This window comes from Bartonella sp. AA2SXKL, assembly GCF_042197205.1.
GTDB lineage: Bacteria > Pseudomonadota > Alphaproteobacteria > Rhizobiales > Rhizobiaceae > Bartonella.
This window is the reverse complement of sequence record NZ_JBHIRN010000005.1, coordinates 41,813-53,886: the sequence shown is the minus strand read 5'-3', so window position 1 is coordinate 53,886 and position 12,074 is coordinate 41,813. Positions and strand designations below refer to the sequence as shown.

Here is a 12,074-nt window from a genome sequence, read left to right as displayed (position 1 = left end):
AACCAAAAATTATCGCAACATTAGGGTTCATGGAAATAGTATATAGCGGTTGACACGTTAGACTTGAAAATGGAACAATGAGCAACAATGGCTTTGAGAGTATGATTTTTATTCATGTATAATGAATATATAACGAAAGCCAATTTATCCTATAGAATCAAGTAGATATGAAGCAAAAATTTAGTCTCATTGAAAATATCCCGAATGACTATAAATTATGCTCACTATTAGAGCTGTAGATAATTTTACTAAGAATAAAAAAGCAGAAATAATATGCAGTATGCAAAATTATTTTAAGTGTTTTGAATATATAGAATGCCTTCTAGTTAACTTTTTTATATCAAAAATTATAAAATACGTAGATATATTTTTAGAAGAAAAGGATAATACTAGTCACAAAATTTAGTGTTGGATAATTCAGTCAGAACTATAAAGTATATTTATACATTATTTAATATTAATGTATAAATACAGTATATAAATAATAATTTAAATATATCTATAAATAAACATATTGATTTATTAAACGATAAGATCAAAAACAAATAAAATAATTTTGATTTGGCGATAAAAAATTGTAAAAGTGTTATATATACATGTATTTTTACTTTACTAATTTTTATTATTTTGATTGGAATGTTGAATGCTAACATGTAAACAGTATGAGCTACTCTTATTTATTCATAACCATATAAAAGAAACTGGTGTTCCTCCTTCTTTTGAAGAAATGAAAAATGCATTAGAACTTTCTTCAAAGTCTGGTATTCATAAGCTCATTATAGCCTTAGAACAACGAGGTTTTATACGTCGCTTGCCCAATCGTGCTCGTGCTGTGGAGGTGATTCGACTTCCTGAGAAAATAACATTTAACCTTTCTTTAGCACGTAAAATTTCTCCCAGTATGATAGAAAGAAAGAAAAGGGAAATATCAAAAAGCTTGAGTCCCTTTGATGAAGAAGAAAAAAAAAATATCACCATTCCTATTATGGGACGTATTTCTGCGAGCGTACCCGCCTCTGCTATACTGCAACAAATAAACAGCCTTTCTCTTCCACTTGATATGGTTAATACAGGTGAGCACTACGCATTAGAAGTTAAAGATGATTCTATGATGGAGGCTGGTATCCTTGATAAAGATACGATCATTGTGAAACGTCAAAATACAGCAATAACTGGTGAAATTATTGTTGCGTTTATTGATAAAAAAGAAGCCACATTAAAACGTTATCGACGCAAAGGAGCTTCTATTGCATTAGAAGCCGCAAATCCTCATTATGAAGTACGGACATACGAATCCGAGCGTATAGAAATACAAGGAAAACTTACCGGACTTATTCGCAAATATTAAAAAATAAACCTTATAGTACGCGATAGATACCGCAGTAAGAAGCTGTTGAGTATTTTTTTATTGTGCCACACGCAATTGACTTCTTCTCCACAGCCAAAGGATGCCCCCAATTCGGTTTATAAACAATCCAGATCCTTATCGAGCAGGTTTCACTTTCCCTTCCCTCCATGTTCTTCACTTAATGCAAGGCTTGACAAGTAAGTTTTAAAATATTCACCACGTACTTTGAAAAGAACTTAAATGCTTTGAAGGAAGCTGTCTTATATCATCATCCTCAATAACGGAATTTTACGATATAATAAGACAAAATTGTATGCATGCATAAAAACACATAAAATTTTGTAGAAAAAAATCAAATAACTTTGTAACAGATTGTATTGCATAGGTATAAAAATAAAGAACATTATTTTTAAATTAATAAAAGCGTAACTCAATCATTCATAGTAATTGTAGGATCATCATGGTAGCACCTCGTATTAGTTTTGTCTCCCTCGGATGCCCAAAAGCACTCGTAGATTCTGAGCGAATTATTACACGCCTTCGCTCTGAAGGGTATGAGATTTCACGTCAACATCAAGGAGCTGATGTCGTTATTGTGAATACCTGTGGTTTTCTTGACTCGGCAAGGAGAGAATCATTAGCCAATATTGATGAAGCTCTTAAAAAAAATGGAAAAGTTATTGTAACAGGGTGTCTTGGTGCTGATCCTGATGCTATTCGCCAAACATATCCTAATGTATTGGCTATTACAAAACCGCAAGCTTATGAAAGCGTTATAGAAGCTGTTCATACAGCAATTCCTCCTGTTCATGATCCTTTTCTTGATTTAGTTCCTCCCCAAGGTATTCGTTTAACACCTCGCCATTACGCCTACTTAAAGATTTCTGAAGGATGCTCTAATCGGTGTAGTTTTTGTATCATCCCTACTTTGCGTGGTGATCTCACTTCACGTCCCATCAGCGATGTTCTTCGTGAAGCTGAAAAACTCGTGCAAGCGGGTGTAAAAGAACTTTTGGTTATTTCACAGGATACGAGTGCTTATGGTGTTGATCTTAAATATCTCGAAAATTCTTGGAAAGATCGTACAATCAAAACTAAATTCTTTGATCTTTGTCGCGAACTAGGCGATATGGGTATTTGGGTACGTATGCATTACGTTTATCCTTATCCCCATGTTGATGAAGTTATCGAACTTATGGCTGCAAAAAAAATTCTTCCTTATCTGGATATACCTTTTCAGCATGCATCACCAACTGTTTTGCGTCACATGAAGCGTCCCGCACTTATGGAAAAAACAAACCGTAAAATTGAAAAATGGCGGAAAATATGTCCAGATCTTACTTTGCGATCAACATTTATCGTTGGTTTTCCTGGTGAAACGAATGAAGATTTTAATATACTTCTAGAATGGCTAGAAGAAGCAAAAATTGAACGCGCGGGGTGCTTTAAATATGAAGAAGTAAAAGGAGCTGCCGCAAATGATTTGGGATTAGAAAATATTCCTGAAGAGGTGAAAGAAAACCGCTGGCATCGTTTTATGGCAAAACAACAACAAATTTCTACACATCTTTTAAAGAAAAAAATTGGAAAAAGACTCCGAGTGCTTATCGATGAAAGTCAAGGAAAAGTTGCCAAAGGACGTAGTCAGTACGATGCTCCAGAAATAGATGGTGTTGTCCATATATCATCACGACGCCCACTGCGTGTTGGTGAATTTGTCACCGTTAAAATCGAACAATCGGATGCCTATGACCTTTATGGTATAGCAGTTTAAAAATTTAACTCCTTCCCTGTCCTCAATGATGAAGATTTCTATCAGCATTGGTTTATAAAAAAGCGATTTTTCATAACAAGAACCGATCATGTAACTCACTTCATGAGAATTTACGAGCAATCCTTACTCTGAGTGTTTGCTATACACTCCCAAAATACCAAGCAGTTATATATTCTCTTAATTTAATGCCTTAAATGACGGTGACGGCGGCGCAACAGAATAAAATAAAATCCACAAGGTACACCATTTTTAATTAACAAAAGAGCAAATCGACAATCGTACTATTTTCCTATTTTTGATATTGCGACAGTCATTGGTTAGTGAAAGGAAACTTTTTTCAAGAGTGTTTTATGCACACAAGAATTTCCTTTGTGATATGCAAACGGATATTTTTTATGGAAGCAATATAAGAGAATTTGAAACAAAACAATCTGACGATATTTAAATGAAAAAAATAAATTATCATTATAAATAAGTATCTTATCTTAAACTCTTTAAACTTATTTTTAAAATATCTAATTTTTATTAACACGTTTTAAAATCAAAGAATTTCTTATCAAGCAAATGACTTGGGCGTACATTTGTTAAAGCGCGAATCATCGTATCTTTACGTCCTGGCATTTGTCTTTCTATATTTTTCAGCATTTCTTTCATTGCATTACGTTGTAATCCATCTTGACTACCGCAAAGATTACAAGGAATAATTGGAAATTGCATTTCTTGAGAAAATTTTTCCATATCTTCCTCAGCAGCATAAACAAGAGGACGTAATACAAAAAGATCTCCTTCATCATTTTTAAGTTTTCCAGGTATGGCAGCTAATCGGCCACCGTGAAACAAATTCATAAAAAATGTTTCTAAAACATCATCACGATGATGACCTAAAACTAATGCAGAACATCCCTCTTCACGTGCAATACGATAGAGATTACCACGTCGTAATCGAGAACAAAGTGAACAATATGTCTGCGACTCTGCCAATTTATCTGTAACAATGGAATAAGTATCCTGATATTCAATACGATATGGAATTTTATAAGAACTTAAAAAGTCTGGAAGAATATGCTTAGGAAATCCTGGGTGCCCTTGATCAAGATTACAGGCTAGAATTTCAACGGATAAAAGACCTCGCCACTTTAAGTCTAAAAGAAGCGCTAATAAACCATAAGAGTCTTTTCCACCCGATAAAGCAACAAGCCATTTTTTCCCTGTAGAGAGCATAGAAAAATCATCCAAAGCTTGTCGCATATGACGTAAAAGTCGTTTGCGCAATTTATTAAATTCTACGCTTGAAGGAGCAACACGAAACATTGGATGACAATTATCTGCTTCGCTTATTAAAGGATCATCTCTCCCTTTGTTTTCTTCTATTGCCTGATATTCAACTGAAACATCATTCATAATACCATATCCTGCACAATAAACGGCTCGTTTTGCAAAGATAAAAACAAATATTAAAGCAAGCTTACATTTATGTTTTTTGAATTTATAAATTAGATACACAAAAAAGAAATGGAACTATACAAATTTATGACTATAAAACATAGCAATAAACTTAATATAGAACCATTTACAAAAAGAACTTATTAACTTCAAATATTGTAAGAATAACACAATATTTTGAAGTTATCATAATAGAAGAGAGAAACAATTTCTCTTACAGAAAAATTATCGAGAATAAAATTCAACAACCAGATTAGGTTCCATTTGCACAGCATAAGGAACATCTGCAAAAGCAGGAATACGTGTAAAGGTTGCTTTCATCTGTTTATGATCTGCTTCAATATAATCAGGGACATCACGTTCTGCCAATTGCACTGATTCTAACACTAAAACAAGTTGTTTCGATTTTTCCCGAACCTCAATAACATCACCGGGTTTACAACGATAAGATTGAATGTTTGTGCGCCGCCCATTGACATTAACATGACCGTGATTGATAAATTGGCGAGAAGCAAAAATCGTAGGTACGAATTTTGCACGATAAACAACAGCATCCAAACGTGATTCTAACAGACCGATAAGATTTTCACCAGTATCGCCCCGTCGACGAGCAGCTTCTTCATAGGTTTTATGAAATTGTTTTTCTGAAATATCTCCATAAAACCCTTTCAATTTCTGTTTAGCGCGCAACTGCACCCCATAGTCAGAAAGTTTTCCTTTACGACGCTGTCCATGCTGACCTGGACCATAATCACGACGATTGACAGGAGATTTTGGACGCCCCCAAATATTTTCTCCCATACGACGGTCAATTTTATACTTTGTTGTTTCGCGTTTACTCATCGCATTTCCTTATAAAATAAAACACGAGATCTTAAGACCCCAAGGAAACGCGCCCTCCTCTGCCTTTAAATACTAAAGACTGACAGAATACCTTAACATATCAATATGCAAAGTTATCCACGGGACACGTCAATTAATGCTATTTTCTTGAAAAAATAGCTAGATCATCATTATTGGTCTCGTAACCCAAAGTCAACTCCTTTCATGAGTTTTAAGCCAAATCCTTTAAACAAATTCTCCGTTAAAGAAGTGATATTTTTTGATGTCAACAACGCAAAATCTTGATATTTCTTTATATATTGATGGTGTATCTTTCCCGACAATGGTAATAAAGATCTGATATGTTTGGCGATCGCTTTCGCCGGATCAATCCACTCAACGGACCATAAAGCATGTTCACGAAAGAAATTAATCAAAAAAGGATAATGTGTGCAGGCTAAAACAATAACATCCGTATATTGTCCATTTTTTTCCACAAAACATGGCAAGATTTCTTTTCTTAACTCTTCTGAATCGATAGATTTTCCCCGTAAATAATCTTCAGCAAGTCCAGCCAGCTTTTTACTTCCCACAAGCTGAACATGACACTGTCCAGCAAAAGAGTTAATTAATTCATTTGTATAAGCACGTTTAACTGTTCCAAGAGTCGCTAATACGGAAATAAAACCAGATTTTGTTTGTTCCGCAGCTGATTTAATTGCAGGAACCGTTCCTACAAAAGGGACATGAGGAAAATTCTGTCGTAAATCTGCTATCATCAGTGTAGAAACAGTGTTGCAAGCAATCACACATAAAGCTGGATTGTAACGTGTTAAAAGATTTGTAAAAATCTTCAAAATACGCTCTTTCAAAATATTTTCTTTCCAATTTCCATAAGGAAATCCTGCATCATCAGCAACATAGATAAATTGCATGTCGGGGATAAGAATACGCGCTTCCCTGAACACTGTTAAACCACCAATACCGCTATCAAAAAAAAGAACAGGTCGTTCATCCATTAGTTTTCACACTTATTTTTAATTTTTTTACGATCACGCTCTTCCGGTGCTCTACTCCCCCGTGGATATTGTGGCGAAAAATGATCCAAAGAAGATATAATGCCTCGCAATAAACGAACCTCAGGTTCACTAAAGTTAGCGCGCGTAAAAACAGAGCGCAAATTTGCAAGCATCACTTCTTTGCGTTCTGGGGGTCTAAAATACCCACGGATATTCAAAGCCTCTTCTAATTGAGATAAAAAACCATGAAATATTATTTTATTTGCAGGTTCCATCTCCGCGGCACGAAATGCCGTATCGCTGACATTCTCTAAACCAGTTTTCATCCATTCGTAAGACATTAAAAGAACCGCTTGCGCAATATTAAGTGACGCAAAAGCAGGATTAACTGGAAAAGTAATAATTTCATCAACAAGGCTGATTTCATCATTTTCTAGTCCCCATCTCTCTCTTCCAAAGACAATCCCGGTCTTATGTCCGATACTTTCACGCTGACGTAATACGCTTGCTGCTTCGACAGCACTTTTTACAGTTTTAAATCCACATCTTTCACGTGCTGTTGTGGCAAAAACATAGTGTAAATCTGCAATTGAATCACGCAATGTGTTAAAAATCACAGCGTTGTTAATGACATGATCAGCTTTACTTGCAGCAGCTCTAGCTTTTTCATTTGGAAACATTTCTCGAGGATTGACTAATCGAAGCTTAGAAAGCCCAAAATTTGCCATTGCCCTTGCGACCATACCAATGTTTTCAGGAAGCTGCGGTTCAACTAAAATAATAATGGGACCATTTGTTAAATTTTCACGATTCTTATTCGTTCCTGCCATCAATCTTACCTAGTTTCACTTAAACTATCTCCCTCTCCACTATTTTTTACGAAACCTTTTTCACAATACTCTAATGCTGTTTAATAATAAATTATAGACAATGTTATCTTTTCATTCAAAGATAATAGTTTCTAAACCTAATAATAAATTTTAAAAGCCATTAAAGTGAACGATATCGTAGCGTTTTTTACATCAATTTTATCTACTTTTAATAGGAAGCAGCCCCTGCAAATCATAATCTCAGTTGAATTATGAAATCATAAATCCTAAAAAAGGGATATGCACTTTATTCCCAAACTTTTTCCTGCAAAGCTTATCCGTCGTTATAAACGTTTCCTTGCAGATGTTCAACAAGATGATCAGCATGTCCTCACCGTGTCTGTACCTAATACAGGATCAATGCTTGGATTAACAGCTTTCAACTCCAATATTTGGCTTTCTTATCATAACAACATCAAACGAAAATATGCCTATCAATTAGAAATTATTGAAGCCGATAATACTTTGGTTGGCATTAATACGTCTTTACCCAATAAACTTGCGTTAGAAGCAATTCAAAACGGATTACTACCAGAATTAAATGGATATAAAACAATTTTAAAAGAACAACGCTATGGGACACAATCACGAATTGACTTTCTTTTACGTGATGACATTCTTCCTGATTGTTACCTAGAAGTCAAAAATGTTCATTTTATTCGTCAGAAAGGATTAGCAGAATTTCCTGATAGCGAAACAAAACGTGGTGCACGTCACCTTGATGAGCTCATAGAAGTTGTACAACAAGGAAAACGAGCTGCTATGCTTTATATTATTCAACGAGAAGATTGCTCAGCTTTTACAATTTGTCATGATCTTGATCCACTCTATGGACGTAAGTTTGATTTAGCATTAAAATCAGGAGTAGAATGTTATGCTGTAAAGTGTCATGTAAGTGTAGAAGGCATTTTTCCGATTCAGAGAGTAAAAATAGAAAATAGAAGAAACAATGACTGAGTATATCGAATATAATAAAATCCCTTTAAAGTTTAATGGAAAAATCCGCATTTTCGATGATTATGCTTTTGCTAAAATGCGTGAAGTTGGTCGTATTGCTGCAGAATGCCTTGATGCGCTTACAGATATTATTAAGCCGGGCGTTACTACGCAAGAAATAGATGATTTTGTATTTATTTTTGGAGCTAAGCGAGGAGCACTTCCTGCTGATCTAAATTATCATGGATACAGCCATTCATGCTGTACATCTATCAATCACGTTGTCTGCCATGGCATTCCCAATAAAAGACCTTTGCAAGAAGGTGATATTGTAAATGTTGATGTAACCTTTATCCTTGATGGTTGGCATGGGGATTCAAGCCGAATGTATCCTGTTGGAAAAATTAGACGTGCCGCAGAACGCTTGCTAAAAATAACCTATGAAAGTCTTATGAAAGGTATCGCTGTCGTTAAGCCTGGAGCAACGACGGGCGATATTGGTGCAGCCATTCAACAGTATGCAGAATCTGAACGCTGTTCAATTGTGAGAGACTTTTGCGGACATGGTATCGGCCAGCTTTTTCATGATGCTCCCAATATCCTCCATTATGGAAATCCTAGAGAAGGAATTGAATTAAAACAAGGTATGATGTTTACAATTGAGCCTATGATTAACCTTGGTAAACCACAAGTTAAGATTTTATCTGACGGTTGGACTGCTGTTACCCGTGACCGCTCTCTGACAGCACAATATGAACATACAATTGGTGTTACAAATGAAGGGTATGAAATATTTACACAATCTCCTAAAAATATTTTTTATATTCCAAATTCCCATACCTAACGCAATGTAGAGATGTTATGGCTAAAAAATTAAATCAAAAGGAAGATACTCAAAGTCATCACTTTGCATTAACATCGAGTTCTCCACTCACCCCAGTATCAGAAAGAAAAAGTGAAGAGCCTCAGAAAAACGCACAGCTTCATAAACATTATCAAGGCCATCGTGAACGTCTTCGGAAGCGCTATTTAAAGTCAAAAGGAAATGCAATTGAAGATTATGAATATCTTGAATTATTGCTTTTTCGCACAATACCCCGTGCAAACACAAAACCCATAGCTAAAAATTTGATAGCGCGTTTTGGTTCATTAGCTGATGTGTTGGGAGCGGATATTCACCGACTTCAAGAAATTCCAGGATGTGGTCCCGCCACTGCAGTTGATTTAAAAATTATTTCAGATGTTGCTGGACGTCTTGCTCGTGCGCAATTGTTTAAGCGCGATATTTTTTCATCATGGGATAAAGTGTTAGCGTATTGTAAAGCTGTTATGGCTCACGAAACACGTGAACAGTTTCGTATTTTGTTTCTTGATAAGAAAAACGGCTTACTTGCTGATGAGGTGCAACAAACTGGAACCATTGATCATACCCCTGTTTATCCTCGTGAAGTTATTTCTCGAGCTTTAGAGTTATCCGCATCAGGACTTATCTTAGTCCACAATCACCCTTCTGGCGATTCCACCCCCTCTAATGCAGATATAACAATGACATATAGATTAAAAGATGCAGCAAATGCATTAGGCATTATTATCCATGACCATCTTATTATTGCACGAAATAACCATACGAGTTTTAAAGCGTTAAAACTTATATAAATCTTATGGGATAAAAAAGACTTCATTCAACGATGAATAACGAATCAATTTTCTAAATCAATATCTAATATAGCCATTGAGAAATTATAGGAGAGCTCATCTTCATCTTCATCTCGATAGATAATGCCTAAAAACTCATCTCCCATATAAACCTCACAAGAATCACTCTTTTTAGGCCGTGCTCTGACTTGCAATGCTGAGTTTTGGAATATATTTTTAAAATAATTATCAAGTTTTTTTATTTCATCAGCATTCACTATGCTCTCCTGTTTTTTTGAAACGATTAAAATAATTGCGTGTCGTGCAAATAAGACACTCTTATGATTCTGTAAAGTCAGTAAAAAAGCATAATCTGAATATTTACTTAATATTACATATATTCACAACGTTCTTTATACATTCATAAAGAACGTTTACAAAAGGAGTCTATCATTATTAAATATACCCGTATAGATTAAAAAATGGCAAAAAAAAAACTGTATATTTTTAATAATTTTACTTTATCTCCAATTTTAGCATCTGTATTTAAAATGCATATTCGTAAGAATAAATTGATCAATAATTTATAATTTTGTTTATTTTATAAAAAATATAAATAAAAATATTTTTTATTTAAAACTACATTTTTTAGCAAAAAATATTTATTACATCATTCGAAAATAATTCTTTTTAATAACCTTTAAAGTATAATTATCTAATCTTAGAAGAATTACGTCTCTGAAAAATATACAAAATAAGCTAATAAGAGTTTATTTTTCTTTTCATTTTTTATAAAAACTTACGTCACAACAGAAAGATTTTTTAATAAGCTTTTTTCAATTTATACGAAATAAAAATATTGGGTATTTCTGTAAATTCTAAAAGCTATGAAGAGTTCTTATTTTATAGGATAACGAGAAAGAAAATCGATAACGCCTTTTTTATAAACTTTATCGCCTACAGCAAGCATATGATCTCGATCAGGAATTGATAAAGCTTCACCACAAGGCAACAAGGCTGCCAATGGCTCTGCATCACCGCCAATTTCATCTAATGAACCAACGGCAACAAGTGCTGGTTGTTTGATTTTGTAAACTTCAGACGCCGTTAACTCCTGTTTTGATGTAATGATACAAGCAGCAAGAGCACGCCTATCGCTTTTCGTTTGATCTGCAAATTTACGGAACATTAAACCGCGCGTATTGGTAATAGTGGAAATATCTTCTGCTAAAAGGGCCTCAGCAACAGGCTCCCAATTTCCTGCTCCCGTCACCATACCAATACCTAAACCACCAAAAATAACACTGTGTACATATGTTGGATGCAAAAGAGCCATGAAAGCACTAATACGAGCCCCCATAGAATATCCCATAACATGGGCTTTAGATAACTCTAAATGCTGCAGTAACTTTACTGCGTCGCCAGCCATAGCTTGAGGTGTATAAAAGATAGGATCATAACTTTTAACTGAATCTCCGTGACCGCGATTATCAAGAGCAATAACACGATATCCTGCTTCAGTGAGAATACGAAACCAACCCGTTGCATACCAATTCACCCGTGCAGAAGATCCAAAACCATGGATCAACAAAATAGGCGCGCCCTGCCCTTCTTCTCGATAAGCAAATCGCAAACCATTATATTCAAAAAAACGAATATCTTCAGCGGTCATTTTTTATTGCACTTTCCACAAAGTACAGGATGAATAACACGTTGTCCTTTTTGGATCTTTTTTTTAGAAACTTCACCAGCGTTAATTTCAAGTGCAAAAGCTGCAGGAACTTCTGATGAAATGGTATTTGTTGAAAGTGGCGAAGTATTTTCAATAATCGATACAATAATTCCCTCAGAGTTTAAGAAAATCATATCTAAAGGTAAAGGCGTATTTGCCATCCACATAAAAATTTTCTGCTCATCTCCGGATCGAGAACTTTTTAGCTGCTTAAAAAGCATTGCACGATCGCGTGGAAAATCAGTTCGATACATTAAACCAGCTGCTGCTTGAGATGGCGTAAAAGCAATCTCTACCTTATAAAAAACCGGACCTTGCTTTGTATGTATTTCTAAAGGAATCGGATGCACAGGAATCTCTATGGGCTCCTTTGCTACAACAACAGGCATATCTAACATAAAAAGCATCACCAATAAAACAATATACCCCTTTTTAAAAGGCTTTAACATTCTTGTCTCCACCACAGAAAAATTTTAAATTTTGTTTCTAAAATAAA

11 protein-coding genes and 1 pseudogene are annotated in these 12,074 nt (G+C 34.9%); 5 read left to right on the top strand and 7 right to left on the bottom strand.

The features are described from left to right. Positions 1 to 643: 643 nt before the first annotated feature. Both lexA and rimO read left to right on the top strand, forming a co-directional pair. Entirely contained in the window at positions 644 to 1,348 is a 705-nt protein-coding gene (gene lexA, locus ACFINS_RS04685; RefSeq protein ID WP_375621262.1) for a transcriptional repressor LexA, read from the top strand. Between the two features lie 460 nt (positions 1,349 to 1,808). Next, positions 1,809 to 3,122: a 30S ribosomal protein S12 methylthiotransferase RimO gene (gene rimO, locus ACFINS_RS04680; protein ID WP_375611919.1), complete on the top strand. Its 1,314-nt coding sequence runs from the start codon at positions 1,809 to 1,811 to the stop codon at positions 3,120 to 3,122. A 525-nt stretch (positions 3,123 to 3,647) separates the two neighbouring features. On the opposite strand, the gene ttcA is transcribed toward rimO, so the two are convergent. The 4 genes and pseudogenes from ttcA to ACFINS_RS04660 form a co-directional block, all read right to left on the bottom strand. Then, on the bottom strand, positions 3,648 to 4,523 hold the full coding sequence (gene ttcA, locus ACFINS_RS04675) for a tRNA 2-thiocytidine(32) synthetase TtcA (protein WP_375705932.1): 876 nt from the start codon (positions 4,521 to 4,523) through the stop codon (positions 3,648 to 3,650). Between the two features lie 267 nt (positions 4,524 to 4,790). Beyond that, the gene (gene rpsD / locus ACFINS_RS04670; protein WP_273722651.1) at positions 4,791 to 5,408 is read right to left on the bottom strand and encodes a 30S ribosomal protein S4; all 618 of its coding nucleotides are present in this window, start codon (positions 5,406 to 5,408) and stop codon (positions 4,791 to 4,793) included. 170 nt (positions 5,409 to 5,578) lie between these two features. Further along, on the bottom strand, positions 5,579 to 6,406 hold the full coding sequence (murI, locus tag ACFINS_RS04665; RefSeq protein WP_375705931.1) for a glutamate racemase: 828 nt from the start codon (positions 6,404 to 6,406) through the stop codon (positions 5,579 to 5,581). Further along, positions 6,399 to 7,236 (bottom strand): annotated as a pseudogene (locus ACFINS_RS04660) (RNA methyltransferase). The gene murI and the pseudogene ACFINS_RS04660 overlap by 8 nt, the downstream one beginning before the upstream one ends. A gap of 279 nt (positions 7,237 to 7,515) precedes the next feature. Here ACFINS_RS04660 and sfsA point away from each other — a divergent pair. The 3 genes from sfsA to radC are packed head-to-tail and all read left to right on the top strand — an operon-like array spanning position 7,516 to position 9,867. Next, positions 7,516 to 8,232, top strand: a complete 717-nt coding sequence (sfsA, locus tag ACFINS_RS04655; RefSeq protein ID WP_375705930.1) for a DNA/RNA nuclease SfsA — start codon at positions 7,516 to 7,518, stop codon at positions 8,230 to 8,232. Next, a complete protein-coding gene (gene map, locus ACFINS_RS04650) occupies positions 8,225 to 9,055 on the top strand; it encodes a type I methionyl aminopeptidase (protein WP_375705929.1) in 831 nt (276 codons plus the stop codon). Before sfsA ends, map begins: the two co-directional genes overlap by 8 nt. A 17-nt stretch (positions 9,056 to 9,072) precedes the next feature. Beyond that, entirely contained in the window at positions 9,073 to 9,867 is a 795-nt protein-coding gene (radC, locus tag ACFINS_RS04645; RefSeq protein ID WP_375705928.1) for a DNA repair protein RadC, read from the top strand. Between the two features lie 44 nt (positions 9,868 to 9,911). Here the strand turns inward: radC and ACFINS_RS04640 are convergent, their stop codons facing one another. From ACFINS_RS04640 to ACFINS_RS04630, 3 genes are all read right to left on the bottom strand, one after another. Further along, positions 9,912 to 10,124 carry a DUF3126 family protein gene (locus tag ACFINS_RS04640; RefSeq protein WP_375621268.1) on the bottom strand — a complete coding sequence of 71 codons (213 nt, stop codon included), beginning with the start codon at positions 10,122 to 10,124 and terminating at the stop codon, positions 9,912 to 9,914. A 620-nt stretch (positions 10,125 to 10,744) separates the two neighbouring features. Then, complete coding sequence (locus ACFINS_RS04635; RefSeq protein ID WP_375611926.1) at positions 10,745 to 11,518, bottom strand: alpha/beta fold hydrolase; 774 nt, start codon at positions 11,516 to 11,518, stop codon at positions 10,745 to 10,747. Continuing rightward, positions 11,515 to 12,027, bottom strand: coding sequence for a DUF192 domain-containing protein (locus ACFINS_RS04630; protein WP_375611927.1), 513 nt, complete (start codon positions 12,025 to 12,027; stop codon positions 11,515 to 11,517). Before ACFINS_RS04630 ends, ACFINS_RS04635 begins: the two co-directional genes overlap by 4 nt. Positions 12,028 to 12,074: the final 47 nt, after the last annotated feature.

Coding starts and splice junctions, on each gene's coding strand:
- radC (WP_375705928.1), top strand. CDS start 9,073: ATGGCTAAAAAATTAAATCAAAAGGAAGATACTCAAAGTCATCACTTT.
- rpsD (WP_273722651.1), bottom strand. CDS start 5,408: ATGAGTAAACGCGAAACAACAAAGTATAAAATTGACCGTCGTATGGGA.
- ACFINS_RS04630 (WP_375611927.1), bottom strand. CDS start 12,027: ATGTTAAAGCCTTTTAAAAAGGGGTATATTGTTTTATTGGTGATGCTT.
- murI (WP_375705931.1), bottom strand. CDS start 6,406: ATGGATGAACGACCTGTTCTTTTTTTTGATAGCGGTATTGGTGGTTTA.
- lexA (WP_375621262.1), top strand. CDS start 644: ATGCTAACATGTAAACAGTATGAGCTACTCTTATTTATTCATAACCAT.
- ttcA (WP_375705932.1), bottom strand. CDS start 4,523: ATGAATGATGTTTCAGTTGAATATCAGGCAATAGAAGAAAACAAAGGG.
- ACFINS_RS04635 (WP_375611926.1), bottom strand. CDS start 11,518: ATGACCGCTGAAGATATTCGTTTTTTTGAATATAATGGTTTGCGATTT.
- sfsA (WP_375705930.1), top strand. CDS start 7,516: ATGCACTTTATTCCCAAACTTTTTCCTGCAAAGCTTATCCGTCGTTAT.
- rimO (WP_375611919.1), top strand. CDS start 1,809: ATGGTAGCACCTCGTATTAGTTTTGTCTCCCTCGGATGCCCAAAAGCA.
- map (WP_375705929.1), top strand. CDS start 8,225: ATGACTGAGTATATCGAATATAATAAAATCCCTTTAAAGTTTAATGGA.